This window comes from Pseudomonas sp. GW823-FHT02C02 (genome assembly GCF_058797635.1).
Map to the genome: position 1 here is coordinate 284,781 of NZ_JBXAJV010000005.1, position 21,765 is coordinate 306,545.

Genomic DNA, 21,765 nt, shown 5'->3' on the forward strand with positions numbered 1-21,765 from the left:
AGAAGCATGACACCCGTCTTATAAATGAAACACCCTCAGCTATACTCCCCGGCATTTGAATCGCCCGAGGATTGACCCGTGAAGAACTGGACGTTGCGCCAACGCATCTTGGCGAGCTTTGCGGTGATTATCGCCATCATGTTGTTGATGGTGGTTGTCTCCTATTCGCGGCTCTTGAAGATTGAGGTCAGCGAAGCCAGTGTGCGTGAGGACGCGTTGCCCGGGTTGTATTACAGCTCGATGGTTCGCAGTGCCTGGGTCGACACGTACCTTCGAACCCAGGAGATGCTCGGTTTGAAAGAGGGGCAGGGTTTCAGCGCAGAAGAAGCCGACAGCTTCAAAAGCTTCGAAGCTCATCTGCAGGAGCAAATGAAGAATTACCAGGCCACCGTCACCACGGATGAAGACAAGGTCGAATACGCCGTTTTTGAAAAACTCCATGCCGATTACAACAAGGTCCTGGCCGCTGTGCTCGACTTGCACAAGCGCAATCAGGGAGCCGACGCGATCAAACTGTTCAACGAGCAACTGACCCCGGCCTGGACCGCAGGTCGCATGAAGCTCAATGACATCATCCGCGAAAACAAAGCGGTCGCCGACCAGGACATCGCGGCCATTGATGACGCCGTGATCACCGCGAAAGTCATCATGGGCATTTCCCTGTTGGTCGCGGTATTGGCCGCCGGCCTCTGCGGTTTGCTGTTAATGCGCGCGATCATGGCGCCGATGAACCGGATTGTGCAGATCCTCGAAATCATGCGCACTGGTGATCTCAGCGGCCGTCTGAACCTGGAACGCAAAGACGAATTCGGGGCCGTGGAAACCGGCTTCAACGACATGATGACCGAACTCACCTCGCTCGTGTCCCAGGCCCAACGCTCCTCCGTCCAGGTCACCACGTCGGTGACCGAAATCGCCGCCACCTCCAAGCAACAACAAGCCACCGCCACCGAAACCGCCGCCACCACCACCGAAATCGGCGCGACGTCCCGTGAAATCGCGGCCACCTCCCGTGATCTGGTGCGCACCATGACCGAAGTCTCCACCGCCGCCGACCAGGCCTCGGTCGCGGCCGGGTCCGGGCAGCAAGGCCTGGCGCGCATGGAGGAGACCATGCACTCGGTGATGGGCGCGGCCGATCTGGTCAACGCCAAACTGGCGATCCTCAACGAGAAGGCCGGCAACATTAACCAGGTGGTGGTGACCATCGTCAAAGTCGCCGATCAGACTAATCTGCTGTCTCTGAATGCCGCGATCGAAGCCGAAAAGGCGGGTGAATACGGGCGCGGGTTTGCCGTGGTCGCCACCGAAGTGCGGCGTCTGGCGGATCAGACCGCCGTGGCCACGTATGACATCGAGCAAATGGTCCGTGAAATCCAGTCGGCGGTGTCGGCCGGGGTCATGGGCATGGACAAGTTCTCCGAAGAAGTGCGGCGGGGCATGTCTGAAGTGCAACAGGTCGGCGAGCAGTTGTCGCAGATCATCCACCAGGTCCAGGCGCTGGCGCCGCGGGTGTTGATGGTCAACGAAGGCATGCAGGCGCAGGCCACCGGAGCCGAACAGATCAACCACGCGCTGGTGCAGTTGGGTGATGCCAGCAGCCAGACCGTCGAGTCCCTGCGCCAGGCCAGTTTCGCCATTGACGAGCTGAGCCAGGTGGCCGTCGGGCTGCGGGGCGGCGTCTCGCGATTCAAAGTCTGATGAGCGAACTCGCGGCCAAACACAGCACGGTGATGCCGGCCAGACAGGCGTTGTTTCTGCTGTTTCGCATCGGCAACGAGCGTTATGCCTTGCAGGCGCGCGAGGTGGCCGAGGTGCTGCCGCGTCTGCCATTGAAGCCGATTGCCAAGGCGCCTGACTGGGTCGCCGGGGTGTTTGCCTATCGCGGCGCGGTGGTGCCGGTGATCGACCTCAGCGCGTTGACATTTGGCGAACCGGCGCAATCGCGCACCAGCACACGGCTGGTGCTGGTGCACTATTGGCCGGACGAGCAGACGCCTTCACAGTTGCTTGGACTGATTCTTGAGCAGGCCACCGACACCTTGCGTTGCAATCCGGCGGACTTTAAGCCCTATGGCCTGGACAATCGCCAGGCGCCGTACCTGGGGCCGGTCCGTGAAGATGCCCAAGGCTTGCTGCAATGGGTGCGGGTGGCCGATCTGCTCGATGAACAGGTGCGCGCGCTGCTGTTTCCTTCGCCACCGCTGGCCACGGCGCTGCTTGAGGACGGGCCATGAGCAGCGATCAGCGGTTCTTCGATTTCCTCAAGGAACGCATCGGCCTCGACGTGACGTCGGTGGGGCCGGCAATCATCGAGCGCGCGGTGCGCCAGCGCAGCACCGCCTCCAGGATGCTGACGGCCGACGAGTATTGGCACACATTGCAAGGTTCGCAGGACGAACAGCAGGCGTTGATCGAAGCGGTGATCGTTCCCGAGACCTGGTTCTTCCGCTACCCGGAATCCTTCGCAACCCTGGCGAAACTGGCCATCCAGCGTTTGGCCGACATCAATTACATGCGCGCGCTGCGGATTCTCAGTCTGCCGTGCTCCACGGGCGAGGAGCCGTACTCCATCGCCATGGCCTTGCTCGATGCCGGACTTAAGCCGCATCAGTTCAAGGTCGAAGGCATGGACGTCAGCCCGCTGTCGGTGGAAAAAGCCAAGCGTGCGCTGTACGGCAAGAATTCGTTTCGTGGCCAGGACATCGAATTTCGCGAGCGGCATTTCAGCGCCGAAGAAGACGGCTACCGCCTCAACGAGCGAGTGCTTGAACAGGTGCGTTTGCAAGTCGGCAATCTGCTGGATCCGGCGCTGCTGGCCAGCGAGCTACCCTATGATTTTGTGTTCTGCCGCAACCTGCTGATCTATTTCGATCTGCCTACCCAGCAACAAGTCTTCGAAGTGCTCAAGCGCCTGACCCATGTCGACGGCGTGCTGTTTATCGGCCCGGCCGAAGGCAGTTTGCTCGGTCGATTCGGCATGCGCTCGATTGGCATCCCGCAGTCGTTTGCCTTCAGTCGTCAGAGCGCGCCCGAGCCTCTGCCAGTCTTTGTTCCGACACCGCTGCCAGTGCGTCAGCCGGTGCGTAGCGTGACTCCGCCGCCCGTGCGCCATCGTCCGTTCGCAACTCACACGCCGCCGGTCGTCACGCCAAAAGCTTCGGACGCTGCCGCCTTGCTGGCCAACATCGCTGCCCTCGCCAACGAAGGCAAAAGTGCCGAAGCTCGCGCCGCCTGTGAAGGTTATTTGCGCAGCCACGAGCCTGTGGCCCAGGTGTTTTATTGGCTGGGACTGCTCAGCGATGTCGCCGGTCGAGCGCTCGAAGCCCAGGGATTTTATCGCAAGGCCCTGTACCTCGAACCGCAACATCCCGACGCGTTGATGCACCTGGCAGCCTTGCTGCAATCCCAGGGCGACACGGCGGGTGCGAAAAGATTGCAGGACCGCGCCGCCCGCAGCGAACGCGCCGCCGACAGTGAGCGTAAACGATGAACGCCTCCGACACTTTGAACCTCACCCATAAAGATGCCCAGGCCATCGATGATTGCTGGAACCGCATCGGAATCCACGGCGACAAGTCCTGCCCGCTGCTGATCGAACACATTCACTGCCGCAACTGCGCGGTGTATTCCGCCGCGGCCACGCGCTTGCTCGACCGCTACGCCTTGCAACAGGACGATCGCGAGCAGGTCTCGGTGGCGGTGGAAATCGACGTGAAAACCCGCTCGCTGCTGATGTTTCGACTTGGCGAAGAATGGCTGGGCCTGGCCACTCGCAGCCTGGTCGAAGTGGCACCGCTGCAAGCGATTCATTCGTTGCCGCACCAGCGCTCTCGGGCCTTGCTCGGCGTGGCGAATGTGCGCGGTGCGTTGGTGGCGTGCCTGTCGCTGGTGGAACTGCTCGGTCTCGATGGCACTGCCAGCGTGACGTCAGGCGCGCGCGTGATGCCGAGGATGCTGATCATCGCCGCCCACGGCGGGCCAGTGGTGGTGCCGGTGGACGAAGTGGACGGGATTCACGCCATCGACGAGCGCATTCTCGAGGCCGCCTCGCAGTCCGGCACCCAAGCCAGCGCCAGATACACCCGCGGCGTGTTGCAATTCAAGGGTCGCAGCCTGCGTTGGCTGGATGAAGAACAGCTATTGTCCGCCGTGACCCGGAGCCTCACATGACCCCCGAGCAACTGCGCGACGCCTCGTTGCTGGAGCTGTTCAGCCTCGAAGCCGAAGCCCAGACCCAGGTGCTGAGCGCAGGTCTTCTGGCGCTGGAACGCGATCCGACCCAGGCCGATCACCTCGAATCGTGCATGCGCGCGGCTCACTCGCTCAAAGGCGCGGCGCGGATTGTCGGGGTTGATGCCGGCGTCAGCGTCGCCCATGTGATGGAAGATTGCCTGGTCAGCGCGCAGGAAGGGCGCCTGTACCTGCGGCCCGAGCACATTGACGCCTTGCTGCAAGGCACTGATTTGCTGATGCGCATTGCGACGCCGAGTAACAATCCCGAATCGGCGGATATCGAGGCCTATGTGGCACTGATGGCGCGGTTGCTGGATCCAAATGCGCTGGCCGCGCCGATCAGCACGCCGATCGCCCCGTTCATGACCGAGTCCGAGCCGGAGCCTGAAGCACTCGCGCCCAAAGTCGAAGAACTGATTCCGGTCGCCGAACCGCCACCCGTCGAACCGCCGAGAAAGCTCCGGCGCACCACTGAAAATGGCGAACGCGTGTTGCGCGTCACGGCCGAACGCCTGAACAGCTTGCTCGACCTGTCGAGCAAGTCCCTGGTGGAAACCCAGCGACTCAAGCCGCACCTGGCCACGATGCAACGCCTCAAGCGCATGCAGAACAATGGCCTGCGGGCGCTGGAAAACCTCAACGTCCACCTCAAGGAACATGCCTTGAGCCTCGAAGCTCAGGAGGCCCTGGGCGATGCCCGGCGGCTGCTGGCCGAAGCGCAGCAATTGCTGGTGGAAAAAAACGCCGAACTGGACGAGTTTGCCTGGCAGGCCAGTCAGCGGGCGCAGGTCTTGTACGACACTGCGCTGGCCTGTCGCATGCGGCCGTTTGCCGACGTGTTGAGCGGGCAAGTGCGCATGGTCCGCGACCTCGGTCGCAGCCTCGGTAAACAGGTGCGACTGGAGATCGAGGGCGAGAAAACCCAGGTCGATCGCGACGTCCTGGAAAAGCTCGAAGCGCCGCTGACGCATTTGCTGCGCAACGCTGTCGATCACGGCATCGAATCCCCCGAGCAGCGTTTGCTCGCCGGCAAGCCTGAAGAAGGGCTGATTCGTCTGCGCGCCTCTCATCAAGCCGGTCTGCTGGTGCTGGAATTGAGCGATGACGGTCACGGCGTCGATCTGGAAAAGGTCCGTCGCAGCATCATCGCGCGGCAATTATCCCCGGCTGAAACTGCCGCGCAGCTCAGTGAAGAAGAGTTGCTGACGTTCCTGTTCCTGCCGGGTTTCAGCCTGCGCGACACGGTCACGCAAGTGTCAGGGCGCGGTGTCGGCCTGGACGCGGTTCAGCACATGGTCCGTCAGTTACGCGGCGCGGTGGTGCTGGAGCAGACCGCAGGCGAGGGCAGCCGCTTTCATCTCGAAGTGCCGCTGACGCTGTCGGTGGTGCGCAGTCTGGTGGTGGAAGTCGGTGACGAGGCGTATGCGTTCCCGCTGGCGCACATCGAGCGCATGTGCGACCTGGAGCCGGCGGACATTGTTCAGGTCGAAGGGCGCCAGCACTTTTGGTACGAAGGCCGGCATGTCGGGCTGGTCGCTGCCAGTCAGCTGTTGCAGCGTCCGGCGAGTGCGAGCAGTCAGCAAACCCTGAAAGTCGTGGTGATCCGCGAGCGCGAGGCGATTTACGGGGTGGCGGTCGAGCGGTTTATCGGCGAGCGGACATTGGTCGTATTGCCGCTGGACGAACGTCTGGGCAAGGTGCAGGACATTTCCGCCGGGGCCTTGCTCGACGACGGGTCGGTCGTGCTGATCGTCGACGTCGAAGACATGCTGCGCTCGGTGGACAAGCTGCTCAACACCGGGCGTCTGGAGCGGATTGCCCGTCAGGGCAGCCAGGCCGTCGAAGCGGCCCGCAAACGGATTCTGGTGGTCGACGATTCGTTGACCGTTCGCGAGTTGCAGCGCAAGTTGCTGCTCAATCGCGGCTACGACGTGGCCGTAGCGATCGACGGTATGGATGGCTGGAACGCCCTGCGTTCGGAGGATTTCGATCTGCTGATCACCGACATTGATATGCCGCGCATGGACGGCATCGAACTGGTGTCTTTACTGCGCCAGGATAATCGCCTGCAATCGCTGCCGGTTATGGTGGTGTCCTATAAAGACCGCGAAGAAGACCGTCGTCGTGGACTGGACGCCGGAGCCGACTATTATCTAGCCAAAGCCAGTTTTCATGACGACGCCCTGCTTGATGCAGTGGTTGAGCTCATCGGAGGAGCGCGGGCATGAAAATAGCGATCGTCAACGACATGCCCATGGCGGTTGAGGCCCTGCGCCGCGCCCTGGCATTCGAACCGGCGCATGAAGTGGTCTGGGTCGCCGGCAATGGCGCGGAGGCGGTGCAGCGTTGCGCCGAAAATACCCCGGACCTGATCCTGATGGACCTGATCATGCCGGTGATGGACGGCGTCGAGGCCACCCGGCGGATCATGGCCGACACTCCCTGCGCCATCGTCATTGTCACGGTTGACCGTCAGCAGAACGTGCACCGGGTGTTCGAGGCCATGGGCCACGGTGCGCTGGACGTGGTCGACACCCCGGCCCTCGGTGCCGGCAATGCCCAGGAGGCCGCGGCGCCGTTGTTGCGCAAGATCATGAACATCGGCTGGCTGATTGGTGACAAGGGCAATCGTGAGCGATCGGCCCCCAGCCCGCTGCGTAGCTCGGCCTCGCGCCAGCGCCTTATTGCGATCGGCTCGTCGGCAGGCGGCCCAGCGGCGCTGGAAGTCTTGCTGAAAGGGCTGCCACGGGATTTTTCGGCCGCGATCGTGCTGGTGCAACATGTTGACCAGGTGTTCGCCGCCGGCATGGCCGAATGGCTCAGCAGCGCCAGCGGCCTGAAGGTGCGCCTGGCTCAGGAAGGCGAGCCTCCTTTGGCCGGCACAGTGTTGCTGGCGGGCACCAACCACCATATACGCTTGCTGAAAAACGGCACGCTGGCCTATACCGCCGAACCGGTCAACGAGATCTATCGGCCCTCGATCGACGTGTTTTTCGAGAGCGTGGCCAGTTACTGGAATGGCGATGCCGTGGGCGTATTGCTCACCGGCATGGGACGCGACGGCGCGCAGGGGCTTAAACTCATGCGCCAACAGGGCTACCTGACCATCGCGCAGGACCAACAAAGCAGTGCGGTTTACGGAATGCCGAAAGCGGCAGCGGCCATCGACGCCGCCGTGGAAGTTCGCCCACTGGACAAGATAGCGCCACGATTGCTGGAGATTTTCCCAAAATGAAGACTTTTCGCAGCAATCCTGGCCCAAGCAGTATTCAGGTGACCGCACATGACTGACCTACAGCTCGACGACTTCAAGACCGACGAAAACGCCGCCATGGTGTTGCTGGTGGACGATCAGGCGATGATCGGCGAGGCGGTGCGCCGCGGGTTGTCGAATGAAGACAATATCGACTTCCACTTCTGCGCCGATCCACACCAGGCCATTGCGCAGGCGATCCGCATCAAGCCAACGGTGATCCTGCAGGATCTGGTGATGCCCGGGCTGGACGGCCTGAGCCTGGTACGTGAGTACCGTAATCATCCGGCGACCAAGAACATTCCGATCATTGTCCTGTCGACCAAGGAAGACCCGCTGATCAAGAGCGCGGCGTTCGCGGCCGGGGCCAATGATTACCTGGTCAAGCTGCCGGACAACATCGAGCTGGTGGCGCGAATTCGCTACCACTCGCGGTCCTACATGACGCTGTTGCAGCGCGATGCGGCCTACCGCGCGTTGCGGGTCAGCCAGCAGCAGTTGCTCGACACCAACCTGGTGTTGCAGCGGTTGATGAACTCCGACGGCTTGACCGGGCTCTCGAACCGCCGGCACTTCGACGAATACCTGGAGCTGGAATGGCGCCGCTCCCTGCGTGATCAGAGCCAGCTGTCGCTGCTGATGATCGATGTCGACTACTTCAAGTCCTACAACGACAGCTTTGGCCACCTCGAAGGCGATGAAGCCCTGCGTAAAGTCGCGACCGCGATTCGCGACGCGAGCGCCCGGCCCTCGGACCTGCCAGCCCGTTACGGCGGGGAAGAGTTCGCCTTGGTGTTGCCCAATACCACGCCGGGCGGGGCGCGGCTGGTGGCGGAAAAACTCCGCCTCACGGTGGAAGCGCTGAAGATTCCGCACATTGTCCCCAGCGAAGGCTCTGGCCTGACCATCAGCATTGGCCTGTCGACCATGATCCCGCAGCCGGGCAGTGATTGCCGGCAACTGATCTCGGCGGCGGACAAGGGGCTGTATCTGGCGAAGAACAATGGGCGCAATCAGGTGGGCATCGAGTAGCGACCGACCGAGATTGCGAATACTGATCTCTTGGATGGGAAATACCCCCTGTGGGGAGGGAGCTTGCGCCGCTGGGCCACGAAGCGGCCCCTCTTCTGCGCAAAAAGAAGGGGACTGCTGCGCAGTCCAACGGGAGCAAGCTGCCTCGCCACAGATTACTCGGCGTCCGCTTTAATCATTCGCCCCTAAAGCCGCCAGGCGGGCTGCCGTGACAGCTTGATTACGTTATACTCGCCGGCTTTCAAAAGTTCGCCAACGAGTGCTGCCCGCCATGGAAATCAACCCGATCCTTAACAGTATCAAGGACCTGTCCGAGCGCTCCGAAACTATTCGGGGGTATCTTTGACTACGATCAAAAGCATGAGCGTCTGACTGAAGTCAATCGCGAGCTTGAAGATCCGGCTGTCTGGAACAACCCGTCGTACGCTCAGGAACTGGGCCGCGAGCGGTCGCTGCTGGCTCAGATCGTCGAAACCCTCGACGAAATGCACAGCGGTCTGGCCGATGCCAAAGATTTGCTGCTGATGTCCGCCGAAGAAGAAGACCAGGCCGCCGTCGATGACGTCGCTGCCGAAGTCGAGCGCCTGCGCGAGTCGCTGGAAAAACTCGAATTCCGTCGCATGTTCAGCGGTGAGATGGACGCCAACAACGCCTACCTGGACATCCAGGCCGGCTCCGGCGGCACCGAGGCCCAGGACTGGGCCAACATCCTGCTGCGCATGTACCTGCGCTGGGCTGACAAACGCGGTTTCGACGCAACCATCATGGAACTGTCGGCCGGTGAAGTCGCCGGGATCAAGGGCGCCACGGTCCACATCAAGGGCGAATACGCCTTTGGCTGGCTGCGCACCGAGATCGGCGTGCACCGTCTGGTGCGCAAGAGCCCGTTCGACTCCGGCAACCGCCGCCACACCTCGTTCTCGGCCGTGTTCGTGTCGCCGGAAATCGATGACAACATCGAAATCGACATCAACCCGTCGGACCTGCGCATCGACACCTACCGCTCCTCCGGTGCCGGTGGTCAGCACGTAAACACCACCGACTCGGCCGTACGTATCACCCACGTACCGACGAACACCGTGGTCAGCTGCCAGAACGAACGCTCCCAGCACGCCAACAAAGACACCGCGATGAAAATGTTGCGGGCGCGCTTGTACGAGCAGGAAGTGCAGAAACGCAACGCCGCCTCCCAGGCCCTGGAAGACACCAAGTCGGACATCGGCTGGGGTCACCAGATTCGCTCTTACGTGCTCGATGCGTCGCGAATCAAGGATTTGCGCACTAACATCGAACGCAGTGACTGCGACAAGGTGCTCGACGGCGATATCGACGAATACCTGGTGGCCAGCTTGAAACAAGGGCTTTAACGCACGCCCTGCGGGGGTCAATACGACCCTGTAGGAGCGAGGCTTGCCCGCGAACCCCGGCGAATGCCGGGGGCAACGAACCTGATGGAATATTTAAAGACATGAGCGACCTACAACTCGACCCGCAAGCCCTGCAACAGGAAGAAAACTCCCTGATCGCCCTGCGCAAGGAAAAGCTTGCTGCCGAGCGCGCCAAGGGCAATGCCTTCCCCAACGACTTCCGCCGCGACAACTACTGCGAAGACTTGCAGAAACAGTACGCGGACAAGACCAAGGAAGAGCTGGCAGAGGCTGCAATCCCGGTCAAGGTTGCCGGTCGCATCATGCTCAACCGTGGCTCGTTCATGGTGATCCAGGACATGACCGGGCGCATCCAGGTCTACGTCAACCGTAAGACCCTGTCCGAAGACACCCTGGCCGCGGTGAAAACCTGGGACATGGGCGACATCATCGCAGCCGTTGGTACCCTGGCCCGTTCCGGCAAGGGCGACCTGTACGTTGAAATGACCGAAGTGCGCCTGCTGACCAAGTCGCTGCGCCCACTGCCGGACAAGCACCACGGCCTGACCGACACCGAACAGCGCTACCGTCAGCGTTACGTTGACCTGATCGTCAACGAAGAAGTGCGCCAGACGTTCCGCGTTCGTTCCCAAGTGATCGCGCACATCCGCAGCTTCCTGATGAAGCGTGACTTCCTTGAAGTCGAAACGCCGATGCTGCAAACCATCCCGGGTGGCGCAGCAGCCAAGCCGTTCGAGACGCACCACAACGCGCTGGACCTGGAAATGTTCCTGCGTATCGCGCCTGAGCTGTACCTCAAGCGTCTGGTGGTTGGCGGTTTCGAGAAAGTGTTCGAGATCAACCGCAACTTCCGTAACGAAGGCGTTTCGACGCGTCACAACCCTGAATTCACCATGTTGGAGTTCTACCAGGCGTACGCCGACTACGAAGACAACATGGACCTGACCGAAGAACTGTTCCGCGAACTCGCGCAGCTGGTCCTGGGCAGCACCGACGTGCCGTATGGCGACAAAGTGTTCCACTTCGGCGAACCATTCGTGCGTCTGTCGGTGTTCGACTCGATCCTCAAGTACAACCCCGAGCTGACCGCTGACGACCTGACGGACATCGAGAAGGCTCGCGCCATCGCCAAGAAGGCCGGCGCCAAGGTGCTGGGCTTCGAAGGTCTGGGCAAGTTGCAGGTGATGATTTTCGAAGAACTGGTCGAGCACAAGCTGGAGCAGCCGCACTTCATCACTCAGTACCCGTTCGAAGTGTCGCCGCTGGCCCGTCGTAACGACGACAACCCAAGCGTCACCGACCGTTTTGAACTGTTCATCGGCGGCCGCGAAATCGCCAACGCCTACTCCGAGTTGAACGACGCGGAAGACCAGGCCGAGCGCTTCATGGCGCAGGTGGCCGACAAGGACGCGGGCGACGACGAAGCCATGCACTACGACGCCGACTTCGTTCGCGCGCTGGAGTACGGCATGCCGCCAACGGCTGGTGAAGGGATCGGTATCGATCGTCTGGTGATGTTGTTGACCAACTCACCGTCGATCCGCGACGTGATCCTGTTCCCGCACATGCGGCCACAAGCGTAAGTGTTTCAATAAAAAAGCCGCCTATAACAGGCGGCTTTTTATTGCCTGTCTGGTACAAACGTATCAAATGGTTACTTTTGAAGTAAGAGAGGAATACCTGTCGTGAACCGTGCAATTGCTCAAGAAGGTGCAGCGGGCGTCGCCACTGCGGTCGCTGAAAGCGTTCAGTACCAGGGCCGCAAGGCCAGCCGACAGGGCAGCGAGCAGCGTCGACAGGACATTCTCGATGCGGCGATGCGCATTGTCGTGCGCGATGGCGTGCGGGCCGTGCGTCACCGAGCGGTAGCGGCCGAAGCCGGTGTGCCGCTGTCGGCCACCACTTATTACTTCAAGGATATCGATGACTTGCTCACCGATACCTTCGCCCAATACGTGGAACGCAGCGCCGCGTTCATGGCCAAGTTGTGGATCAATAACGAGGGCCTGCTGCGCGAGATGGTGGTCAGCGGCGACGGCAGCCCCGAGTCGCGCTCGCAGCTGGCGGACGACATTGCGCGGTTGATGTCGGACTACGTTCACCGGCAACTGATCAACCGTCGCGAGCACTTGATGGCCGAACAGGCGTTCCGCCAGGAAGCGCTGCTGAACCCCCGCCTTGCTGAGCTGGTACGTTCACATCAGCAGATTCTGCTCCAGGGGACATGCCAGCTTTTCCAGGTATTGGGTTCGCGCGAACCACAACAGGATGCCAAAGTGTTGACGGCGATTATCGGACGGATGGAATATCAGGGCCTGCTCAACGACGCCGAGCCTGTCGCCGAAGCCGAAATGCTCGGCATCCTGACCCGCTACATGCATTTGGTATTGGCGTCGGTGTAATTCCTGCGGGGCACTCGACCCTGTAGGAGCGAGGCTTGCCCGCGAAGGCGGTATAACATTCAACCTATGTGTTGACTGACACAACGCCTTCGCGGGCAAAACTCGCTCCTGCAAGGTCGGTGACCATTCGGGGCTGTGTGTTCATAGGGAGTGTTGAATGAAAGCCTGGCGTGTCGTTGTGATCGCCTTGTCGTTCCTGCTGCTCAGTGGCTGTCTGGTGACCTTCAGGGACCCACTGCCCGCCAGCGACCCCGCGCCCAAAGGTCTGCTCGGCAAATGGACCAGCACCAACGCCTGGGGCGAGCCGATGAACCTGGAGCTGACCCGTCTGGGCGACAGTCGTTACCAGGCGGTCAGCTACCTCAAGGCCAAACCCAAAGAGCGCGAGGCCTACCCCTTTACGGTGTCGCGCCACGGCAGCCGCTGGTACCTGTCGGCGAAGGTGCCGGCACAGTTCGGCGGGCGTTTCATCATCGCCGGGTTTGAACTGACCGATAAGCACGAATTGGTGGTCTACAACCTCGATCTCGAACAGATCAATCAAGCCCTCGGACAAAAAGTCCTGAGCGGTGAAGGTTTCCAGACCGATGATGGCGACGGCGTATTGATCAACAGCAGCATGGATCAGGTCTTTGCCTACCTGGATGACCCGGCCAATTCCGATGTCTTCGTCGAGGCCGTGCGCTATCAGCGCCTGGCCAAAGCCAACGTTAAATAAAGCCAGCACCTAACGGTTTTTCTACAGGAGTTTCGGGTGGACGATTACCAGCAGACGATACGCATTTTGTCCGATCGCATTGTGCTGGCGCAGACGCCGATTCGCGTCCTCGATGCGGTCAAGTGGGACGACAGCATCCGCAAGGGGTTCCTCAAGGCCAAGGGCAAGGAAATGCCCGCTGTAGATCGCGATTATTACCTCAATCGGCCGCTGTCGTTCGATTCCAGCAAAGTGAAGCTGGAGTTCCAGAACATCGAGCGTGACATCACCCGTCAGCTCGGCCAGTTCAACCCGGTCGGCCAAATCATGCGGCGCATGTGCAAGGAATACCGGATGGTGGTGCGCATGCTCGAAGCGCGCGGCACCGAAGATTTCGGCCTGATTTCCCAGGAGTTGTACGGCGCTGCGTCCGACGCGTTTCATGCCGGTGACCCGACCCTGTCCGACCTCGGCCTGATGCTCTCCGATTACCTGAACAACATCGATGGCCGGGGTGACCTGAAGGACGAGCCGAAAATCCTCACCGCCAAGGATGCCGTGCATTTGTTGCAAACCCGGCTGAGCAAAGTGTTTGGCGAGGCCGAAGAAACCATTCGGGTGTTCGAGTCCGACGGCATTGTCGCCGATGCGGCGGCCGGCGCCGACTACATCAAGATTCGCACCGACGCGATGTTCAACGAACGTGACGTGCGCGCCCTGGAAGTTCATGAAGGGCTGGTCCACGTCGGCACCACGCTCAACGGGCTGAACCAGCCGATCTGCACCTTCCTGTCCAAAGGCCCGCCGTCGTCGACGGTGACCCAGGAAGGGCTGGCGATCCTGATGGAAATCATCACCTTCGCGTCCTACCCGAGCCGCCTGCGCAAACTGACCAACCGCACCCGGGCCATTCACATGGTGGAGGAGGGCGCGGACTTCTTGCAGGTCTTCGAATTCTTCCGCGAGCAAGGCTTCGAAATGGCCGAAAGCTACGGCAATGCCAGCCGGGTGTTCCGTGGTTCGATACCGACCGGCCTGCCCTTTACCAAAGACTTGTCCTACCTCAAGGGCTTTATCATGGTTTACAACTACATTCAGTTGGCCGTGCGTAAGGGCAAGCTTGAACAGATTCCGCTGCTGTTTTGCGGCAAGACCACGCTGGAAGACATGCGTACCTTGCGTCAGTTGGTGGACGAAGGGCTGGTGGTGCCGCCGAAGTATTTGCCGGATCAGTTCCGCGACCTGAACGCACTGTCGGCGTGGATGTGCTTCTCCAACTTCCTCAACCACCTGAGCCTGGACCGGATAGAAGCGGATTACTCCAACATTCTCTAACGATCACGAAATCCCCTGTGGGAGTGAGCCTGCTCGCGATAGCGGCCGAACATTCAACATTGATGTTCTGACACACCGCCTTCGCGAGCAGGCTCACTCCTAAAGGGCAATGTGTTTCAACTCCAATTCTTGCGAGGTTTCAACGGATGAGAATCCTCGGCATCCTTTGCCTTCTCCTGACCTTGAGCGGTTGCAGCTCCCTGCTGTTCTACCCTGAGCCGGGCCAACTGTTCACCCCGGAAAAAGCCAAGCTCGACTACCGCGAAGTGACCCTGACCACCGCCGATGGCCTCAGGCTGAACGCCTGGTGGCTGCCGGCGAAACAGGGTGTCGAGGTCAAGGGCACGGTGCTGCATCTGCACGGTAATGGCGGCAATCTGCCGATGCATCTGGGCGGCAGTTGGTGGTTGCCGGAGGAAGGCTATCAAGTGCTGTTGATCGATTATCGCGGTTACGGGTTGTCCGAAGGCGAACCGAGTCTGCCGGCGATATATCAGGACATCGACGCCGCGTTCAAGTGGCTCGACCAGGCACCGGAAGTCAAAGGCAAGCCGTTGATCCTGCTGGGCCAGAGCCTCGGCGGTTCCATGGCGGTTCACTACCTGGTCCAACATCCCGAACGGCAGAAACAACTCAAGGCTTTCGTCCTCGACGGCGTGCCCGCCAGTTATCGCAGCATCGGCCGGTTCGCCCTGAGCAATTCCTGGCTGACCTGGGCGTTCCAGGTGCCGCTCTCGTGGCTGGTGCCGGACGGTGACAGCGCGATTAACTCCATGGCGCAGCTCAACGACGTACCGAAACTGATCTACCACAGCATCGATGATCCGATCGTGCCCCTTTCCAACGGCATCCGTCTGTATCAAGCTGCGCCGCCGCCACGCGTGCTGCAATTGACCCGCGGTGGCCATGTGCAGACATTTGCCGACCCGGTCTGGCGCAAGGTCATGCTGCGGTATCTCGACGACCCGCAGCATTTCAACGGCCTGCGCCGCTTGGGTGAAATCCCCAACTACCCGGCACCCCCGAATTCAGAAGATGAACCATCAGAGAGTCCGCAATGAGTGAAGAACGTAACGCCATCCCGCTGATCATCACCGGTATCTGCAGCATCCTCGGCACGGTGGGTGCCCTGTGGTTCTACGGCTACCTGCACTTCGCCAAACCGGAAGATGCGCTGCTGCTCAGCGACTTCACCATGATCAAGACCGTGCCGGGAGAGGACTACAAAGTCTCCCTGGAGCCTGCCTCGCAAGTGGCCCAGTGCATCGATGGCGTGCTGGTGATGTTTGACACTGAACAGAAAGGCCTGACGGGCGTCTTGGTCAACAACAAGAAAAAAGCCGTGCGCTGCATGGGCGAAGAAACTCCGCAGAAGCTGGAGCAGTAACCCGGTCCTGCATTCACTGAAGATCCCTTGTAGGCGTGAGCCTGCTCGCGATAGCGGTGTGTCAGACAACAGAAGTGTTGAATGCTGAACCGCTATCGCGAGCAGGCTCACTCCTACAAGGGGGGTGTGAACTGCAGACATAAAAAGCCCCGCCTGATCGACTCAGGCGGGGCTTTTGTGTTTCAGCGGGTGAAGCTTAGTTCGAGCTGATCGCCGAACGCGGCATCACGGGCTGGTTGTCGTTGGAAATGGTCACTTCCACACGACGGTTCATCGCACGACCCGAAGTGCTGGTGTTTTCCGCAACCGGGTATTCCTTGCCATAACCCTGCGCAACGACGCGCGCTGGATCAACGCCCATCTTCACCAGCGCCATGCGCACGGAACCGGCACGACGCTCGGACAGCGACTGGTTATGCGAAGCCGTACCGGTGCTGTCGGTGTAGCCTTCGACGATCACTTTGCGATCAGGGTTTTCCTGAAGGAACTGCGCCAGTTTGTTGATGTTCACCAGACCGCTGGATTTCAGGTCGGCACGGTCGGTGGAGAACAGCACGTCACCGAAAGTCACCAGCGTACCGCGATCGGTCTGCTTGGCGTTGAGGCTGTCCTGCAGCTGCTTGATCTGCTGATCGCGAGCGTCGAGACGCGCCTGGGCACGTTGCGCCGAAGCATTTTTCAGGTTGGCTTCAGCGGTGCGCAGGGCGATGGTTTGCTTCGCCACTTCAACACGCTGGTTGGTCAGGTAAGCCAGTTGGTCGACCTCGTTCGGGTCTTTCTTGTCCATATAGGCCTTGTCGGCCTTGTCCAGGTAATCGCTGGCGTCTTTGGTTTCCAGTGCCGCCACTTTGCTGGCTTGCGGGTTGGCTTGCAGGCCGCTGTAGTTGGTGCGGGCCTGTTCCAGGTTCGCGTTAGGCGGTGTGGAGCAGGCAGCCAGTGCAACGCTTGCGGCCAGGAGAGCGGGGATCATCAATTGTGTACGCATAATAATTCGTCCTTTCTATCGATAAGAGCTTCAAGTCTGGTGTCGGGATGCGCGCTTACTGCACGGTGCGCTGGCTTTCCTGACGCAGTTCCTGAACCCCTTTCTGAGAGTCCTTCACAGCTTGTTCGGCTTTCATCGCCTGAGCTTTGCGTTCGGCTACGCGAGCGTCCCACTCAGCCTGCTCGGCCAGCACTTTGGCCTCGGCATACTTTTTGTCGTGCATGGCGATTTCGGCTTGCTTGAGCTTGTCCTGCGCGGACTTCATTTCCACGGCGGCGAACTCGGTGCCGCCGGCGCTGACGGCGCCATTCACAGCCGATTGGGTCACGGCGAATTGCTCGGTCGGCGGATTGCCAGCACAACCGGCCAGTACGAAGCTGCTGCCGATTGCCAGGGCAGCCAGTTTCAGACTGCGCAGGTGGGTGAACGAGGATTTGGCAGTTCGGGTCTTCATGGTCTTCAACTCCATTGGTGTAACTCCTGAAAAACTTAAAATCCATGCTGGGCAAGGAGCCGTAACCGTCAATTTCCGGGGGTGTTTTGAAACGGCCGTCCCAGGCGTGGTTAATGGCTGTGACCCGAGGGGTTTTTCAAAAGTTCAGAGAAGATGGCCTATCGCCCGAAAATACTTTGACCGAACGGACAAGGCTCTAAATCGGGAACTTTGGCGCTGTGCAGCGGTATGCCCGACCTTTTCAAGGCTCGGGAACACGCAATTATCGAAGGGATACGCAGGCTAAATGTGGGAGCGAGCCTGCTCGCTAGCGGTGTATCAGCCAACAGAAACGTTGAATGTTCAACCACATTCGTGAGCAGGCTCGCTCCCACAGGGTTTGGCGGGAGGATCAGTGTTTCTGCTTGTCATCGCTCGATGACAAATCGTGCAAGTGACGCCGTGACAACGCGAGAAAACGCGGGGTCGGGCCGACGTCTTCGTACAGCGGATCACCTTCTTCATCGGTGGCCACCACGGTCGATCCCTTCACGTATGGAAAGCTCTTTTCGAGCTCTTCCAGCGCGGCGCCGATCAGTTCGCCAAGCAGTTCTTCGGGTTGGCGTTTGGGATACATCTCGGTAATCGCCGCCAGCCGTGCGGCCGCTTCCATGTCCAGATGAATCCTGTAACCGGTGTCGGTCAGGCGACCCTTGGCGTTTTCTTCCCAATGCTGGGCAAGTTCGCGGATTTTCATAAAAACCTCATTTCGCTCCTGCTCGTGGCAGGCGTGTGAGTGTCCGCCAGTGGCCGGCGGCAAGCCGTTGTACGGCTTACTCTTCAGACTAGCTCGAACCCATAAGGTTTACCGCCCCTTCGTCGTCTGCTTGTAAGAAGCGCTTTAGAGCGGCACTCTCTGTTAACAGAGCATGGCATTCATAGACACCCGGATTTTCGCTGGAGAACTGCTGATGACCGATATTGATGCACGCTTGCGCGAGGACGTTCACCTGTTGGGTGAGCTGTTGGGCAACACCATTCGTGAACAGTACGGGGACGGCTTTCTCGACAAGATCGAGCAGATCCGCAAGGGCGCCAAAGCCGACCGTCGCGGTTCGATGGACGCCGAGCTGAGCGCCAGCCTCAACCAATTGAGCGAAGACGAGTTGTTGCCGGTGGCGCGGGCGTTCAACCAGTTTCTCAACCTGGCCAATATCGCCGAGCAGTATCAGCTGATTCACCGCCGGGAAGAGTCGCAACCGGCGCCGTTTGAAGCACGGGTGTTGCCGGAACTGCTCGCGCGCCTGCGTGCCGAGGGACATAGCGCCGAATCCCTGGCCCGGCAACTGGGACGGCTGGAAATCGAGCTGGTCCTCACCGCGCACCCGACCGAAGTGGCGCGCCGCACGCTGATCCAGAAGTACGACGCCATCGCCGCGCAACTGGCCGCCCAGGATCATCGCGACCTGACGACAGCCGAACGCGAGCAGATCCAGGCGAAGTTGCAGCGCCTGATCGCCGAAGCCTGGCACACCGAAGAAATCCGCCGCACCCGCCCGACGCCAGTCGACGAAGCCAAATGGGGTTTCGCGGTGATCGAGCATTCGTTGTGGCAGGCGATCCCCAACTACATGCGCAAGGCCGATAAAGCCCTGCACGCCGCCACCGGCCTGCATCTGCCGCTGGAAAGCGCGCCGATTCGCTTTGCCTCGTGGATGGGCGGCGACCGTGACGGCAACCCGAACGTGACGGCCGCCGTGACCCGCGAGGTGTTGCTGCTGGCGCGCTGGATGGCTGCGGATTTGTACGTGCGCGACATCGATCACCTCGCTGCTGAACTGTCGATGCAACAGGCCAGCGATGCACTGAAAGCCAAGGCAGGGGACAGCGCCGAACCTTATCGCGCGGTGCTTAAGCAGTTGCGTGAACGTCTGCGGGCGACGCGTAATTGGGCGCATGCCTCTTTGACGGCCACCACCCCGGCACCGGCCGATGTGCTGCAAAACAACCGCGACCTGCTGGATCCGCTGGAGTTGTGTTACCACTCCTTGCACGAGTGCGGCATGGGCGTGATCGCTGACGGTCCATTGCTCGATTGCCTGCGTCGGGCGGTGACCTTCGGGCTGTTCCTGGTGCGGCTCGATGTGCGCCAGGATTCGTCCCGTCACACGGCGGCGATGACTGAAATTACCGACTACCTCGGCCTCGGTCGCTACGAAGACTGGAGCGAGGAAGAGCGCATCGCCTTCCTGGTGCGTGAGCAGAACAATCGGCGGCCGTTGCTGCCAGCGTACTTCAAGCCGTCGGCCGACACCGCCGAAGTGCTGGCGACGTGCCGGGAAATTGCTGCCGCCCCGGGGGCCTCGCTCGGCTCTTATGTGATCTCCATGGCCGGTGCCGCATCCGACGTGCTCGCCGTGCAACTGTTGCTCAAAGAGTCCGGCGTATTGCGGCCGATGCGCGTGGTGCCGTTGTTCGAAACCCTCGCCGACCTCGACAACGCCGGCCCGGTGATTGAAAAGCTGTTGCTGCTGCCGGGCTATCGCTCGCGCCTGCAAGGGCCGCAGGAAGTGATGATCGGCTATTCCGACTCGGCCAAGGACGCAGGCACCACCGCCGCGGCCTGGGCGCAGTATCGGGCGCAGGAGCGTTTGGTCGACATCTGCCGCGAGCAGCAAGTCGAGCTGCTGTTGTTCCACGGTCGCGGCGGCACCGTGGGGCGCGGTGGTGGTCCGGCGCACGCGGCGATTCTGTCGCAGCCGCCCGGTTCAGTGGCGGGACGTTTCCGCACCACCGAGCAGGGGGAAATGATTCGTTTCAAATTCGGCCTTCCGGACATCGCAGAGCAGAACCTCAATCTGTACTTGGCGGCGGTGCTGGAAGCGACACTGTTGCCACCGCCGCCACCGGAACCGGCGTGGCGCCATTTGATGGACGAATTGGCCGCCGACGGCGTCAAGGCTTACCGCGCCGTGGTGCGGGAAAATCCGCAGTTCGTCGAGTACTTCCGCCAATCCACCCCGGAGCAGGAGTTGGGTCGCTTGCCGTTGGGCAGCCGCCCGGCCAAGCGCCGCGCCGGCGGGATTGAAAGCCTGCGCGCCATTCCATGGATCTTCGGCTGGACCCAGACGCGCCTGATGTTGCCGGCCTGGCTCGGCTGGGAAGCGGCGCTGAGCAAGGCGCTGGAACGTGGCGAGGGCGAGCTGCTGGGGCAGATGCGCGAACAGTGGCCTTTTTTCCGCACGCGCATCGACATGCTGGAAATGGTCCTGGCCAAAGCCGATGCCGACATCGCCCGATCCTACGATGAGCGTCTGGTCGAGCCTGATTTGCTCCCTTTGGGTGCGCATTTACGCGACCTATTGTCGCAGGCGTGCGCTGTGGTCCTCGGGTTGACCGGTCAGTCTCAGCTACTGGCACATAGCCCAGACACCCTCGAATTCATCCGCTTGCGCAACACCTATCTCGACCCGCTTCATCTATTGCAGGCCGAACTGTTGGCGCGTTCGCGGCAACAGGAAGTGGCGCAGGGCAGCCCGGTAGAACAGGCGCTGCTGGTGTCTGTGGCGGGGATTGCTGCCGGTTTGCGAAATACCGGCTAAGGTTTTCGTCGTGGGGGGAAGGCACCCGGCGCGAGCTTCGGGTGCCAGTGGACAAGGGGCTGAAAAGGTCTGACAAGCGACAGTTAATGACGGGGTTGCGACTAGGAGTACCCCGTCCCAAGGTCACGCAAGGCGCGGGTTTCTCCGACTTTCGGCGGCTTGTATGGTCCGGGCCTGCTGTGTATCTTGATCAGCCTTTGGCCGTTTGGGCGGTCACGACCCTGTTTTTGAGATTGGCCCCACGAGGCGAATCCGTTGTTATCTATATAAAAAATTGAGGAGCACATCGATGCGCGTCATTCTGCTGGGAGCTCCCGGGGCCGGTAAAGGTACTCAGGCTAAGTTCATCACCGAAAAGTTCGGCATCCCGCAAATCTCCACCGGCGACATGCTGCGTGCCGCAGTCAAGGCCGGCACCGAGCTGGGCCTGATCGCCAAGAGCGTCATGGACAGCGGTGGCCTTGTGTCCGATGACCTGATCATCAATCTGGTCAAGGAACGCATCAGCCAGGCCGATTGCGCCAACGGTTTCCTGTTTGACGGTTTCCCGCGCACCATTCCCCAGGCTGAAGCCCTGGTGAAAGCCGGCGTCGAGCTGGATCACGTGGTTGAGATCGACGTCAAGGACGAGGACATCGTCCAGCGTATCGCCGGTCGTCGCGTGCATGAGGCTTCAGGTCGCGTGTACCACATCGTCTACAACCCGCCGAAAATTGCCGGTAAGGACGACATCACTGGCGAAGAGCTGGTACAGCGCAAAGACGATACCGAAGAAACCGTGCGTCATCGTCTCTCCGTCTACCACGCTCAGACCGAGCCTTTGGTGAAGTTTTACCAGGAGCTGTCCACCGCTCAAGGCAAACCGAAGTACAGCCACATCGAAGGTGTTGGCTCGGTTGAAGCGATCACCGGCAAGGTGCTTGAAGCGCTGAACTGAAAAGTCTGAATCGCTTCATCTTCTACGGCCCGCTTGCGGGCCGTAGTTGTTTATACTGGCGCACTTTTTCTGACCTCT

General features: G+C 60.6%; 19 protein-coding genes. 16 read left to right on the top strand and 3 right to left on the bottom strand.

What is annotated here, in order from left to right; translation table 11 throughout:
- Positions 1 to 78 precede the first annotated feature (78 nt).
- The 14 genes from AC1ROI_RS11305 to AC1ROI_RS11370 all read left to right on the top strand — a co-directional run bounded on the left by AC1ROI_RS11305 (position 79) and on the right by AC1ROI_RS11370 (position 15,730).
- Positions 79 to 1,701 (top strand): methyl-accepting chemotaxis protein, encoded by a 1,623-nt coding sequence (locus tag AC1ROI_RS11305; protein ID WP_010462936.1) that lies wholly within the window; start codon positions 79 to 81, stop codon positions 1,699 to 1,701.
- Positions 1,701 to 2,237, top strand: a complete 537-nt coding sequence (locus AC1ROI_RS11310; protein ID WP_102593531.1) for a chemotaxis protein CheW — start codon at positions 1,701 to 1,703, stop codon at positions 2,235 to 2,237. The genes AC1ROI_RS11305 and AC1ROI_RS11310 overlap by 1 nt, the downstream gene beginning before the upstream one ends.
- Positions 2,234 to 3,493 (top strand): CheR family methyltransferase, encoded by a 1,260-nt coding sequence (locus AC1ROI_RS11315; RefSeq protein WP_102593530.1) that lies wholly within the window; start codon positions 2,234 to 2,236, stop codon positions 3,491 to 3,493. Before AC1ROI_RS11310 ends, AC1ROI_RS11315 begins: the two co-directional genes overlap by 4 nt.
- On the top strand, positions 3,490 to 4,173 hold the full coding sequence (locus AC1ROI_RS11320) for a chemotaxis protein CheW (RefSeq protein ID WP_010462930.1): 684 nt from the start codon (positions 3,490 to 3,492) through the stop codon (positions 4,171 to 4,173). The genes AC1ROI_RS11315 and AC1ROI_RS11320 overlap by 4 nt, the downstream gene beginning before the upstream one ends.
- Positions 4,170 to 6,464, top strand: a complete 2,295-nt coding sequence (locus AC1ROI_RS11325) for a hybrid sensor histidine kinase/response regulator (RefSeq protein ID WP_102593529.1) — start codon at positions 4,170 to 4,172, stop codon at positions 6,462 to 6,464. The genes AC1ROI_RS11320 and AC1ROI_RS11325 overlap by 4 nt, the downstream gene beginning before the upstream one ends.
- The gene (locus AC1ROI_RS11330) at positions 6,461 to 7,471 is read left to right on the top strand and encodes a chemotaxis response regulator protein-glutamate methylesterase (protein ID WP_010462926.1); all 1,011 of its coding nucleotides are present in this window, start codon (positions 6,461 to 6,463) and stop codon (positions 7,469 to 7,471) included. Before AC1ROI_RS11325 ends, AC1ROI_RS11330 begins: the two co-directional genes overlap by 4 nt.
- Before the next feature lie 48 nt (positions 7,472 to 7,519).
- The gene (locus tag AC1ROI_RS11335) at positions 7,520 to 8,521 is read left to right on the top strand and encodes a diguanylate cyclase domain-containing protein (protein WP_010462924.1); all 1,002 of its coding nucleotides are present in this window, start codon (positions 7,520 to 7,522) and stop codon (positions 8,519 to 8,521) included.
- Between the two features lie 271 nt (positions 8,522 to 8,792).
- Positions 8,793 to 9,888 (top strand): peptide chain release factor 2 gene (gene prfB, locus AC1ROI_RS11340; protein ID WP_102593528.1). Its coding sequence is split into 2 segments (ribosomal slippage): positions 8,793 to 8,864 and positions 8,866 to 9,888, totalling 1,095 coding nucleotides; the frame shifts between segments, so codons are not numbered across the junction.
- 101 nt (positions 9,889 to 9,989) lie between these two features.
- On the top strand, positions 9,990 to 11,492 hold the full coding sequence (lysS, locus tag AC1ROI_RS11345) for a lysine--tRNA ligase (RefSeq protein WP_010462916.1): 1,503 nt from the start codon (positions 9,990 to 9,992) through the stop codon (positions 11,490 to 11,492).
- A 102-nt stretch (positions 11,493 to 11,594) separates the two neighbouring features.
- Positions 11,595 to 12,311: a TetR/AcrR family transcriptional regulator gene (locus tag AC1ROI_RS11350; RefSeq protein ID WP_010462913.1), complete on the top strand. Its 717-nt coding sequence runs from the start codon at positions 11,595 to 11,597 to the stop codon at positions 12,309 to 12,311.
- A 157-nt stretch (positions 12,312 to 12,468) separates the two neighbouring features.
- Positions 12,469 to 13,029 (top strand): hypothetical protein, encoded by a 561-nt coding sequence (locus AC1ROI_RS11355; RefSeq protein WP_102593527.1) that lies wholly within the window; start codon positions 12,469 to 12,471, stop codon positions 13,027 to 13,029.
- Positions 13,030 to 13,065: 36 nt separating this feature from the next.
- A complete protein-coding gene (locus tag AC1ROI_RS11360) occupies positions 13,066 to 14,343 on the top strand; it encodes a flavohemoglobin expression-modulating QEGLA motif protein (protein ID WP_010462909.1) in 1,278 nt (425 codons plus the stop codon).
- Between the two features lie 146 nt (positions 14,344 to 14,489).
- The gene (locus AC1ROI_RS11365) at positions 14,490 to 15,404 is read left to right on the top strand and encodes an alpha/beta hydrolase (RefSeq protein WP_102593526.1); all 915 of its coding nucleotides are present in this window, start codon (positions 14,490 to 14,492) and stop codon (positions 15,402 to 15,404) included.
- Complete coding sequence (locus AC1ROI_RS11370) at positions 15,401 to 15,730, top strand: PA3694 family proteiin (protein ID WP_010462905.1); 330 nt, start codon at positions 15,401 to 15,403, stop codon at positions 15,728 to 15,730. Before AC1ROI_RS11365 ends, AC1ROI_RS11370 begins: the two co-directional genes overlap by 4 nt.
- A gap of 196 nt (positions 15,731 to 15,926) precedes the next feature.
- Here the strand turns inward: AC1ROI_RS11370 and lptF are convergent, their stop codons facing one another.
- The 3 genes from lptF to AC1ROI_RS11385 form a co-directional block, all read right to left on the bottom strand.
- Positions 15,927 to 16,715, bottom strand: a complete 789-nt coding sequence (gene lptF, locus AC1ROI_RS11375) for a lipotoxin F family OmpA-related lipoprotein LptF (RefSeq protein WP_102593525.1) — start codon at positions 16,713 to 16,715, stop codon at positions 15,927 to 15,929.
- Positions 16,716 to 16,770: 55 nt separating this feature from the next.
- On the bottom strand, positions 16,771 to 17,184 hold the full coding sequence (locus tag AC1ROI_RS11380) for a DUF4398 domain-containing protein (protein WP_010462902.1): 414 nt from the start codon (positions 17,182 to 17,184) through the stop codon (positions 16,771 to 16,773).
- Between the two features lie 376 nt (positions 17,185 to 17,560).
- A complete protein-coding gene (locus AC1ROI_RS11385; RefSeq protein ID WP_102593524.1) occupies positions 17,561 to 17,905 on the bottom strand; it encodes a pilin assembly protein in 345 nt (114 codons plus the stop codon).
- 214 nt (positions 17,906 to 18,119) lie between these two features.
- On the opposite strand from AC1ROI_RS11385, the gene ppc reads away from it, so the two are divergent.
- Together ppc and adk are read left to right on the top strand one after the other, a co-directional pair.
- Entirely contained in the window at positions 18,120 to 20,750 is a 2,631-nt protein-coding gene (gene ppc, locus AC1ROI_RS11390; protein WP_077748312.1) for a phosphoenolpyruvate carboxylase, read from the top strand.
- 289 nt (positions 20,751 to 21,039) lie between these two features.
- A complete protein-coding gene (gene adk / locus AC1ROI_RS11395; protein WP_010462894.1) occupies positions 21,040 to 21,687 on the top strand; it encodes an adenylate kinase in 648 nt (215 codons plus the stop codon).
- Positions 21,688 to 21,765 lie beyond the last annotated feature (78 nt).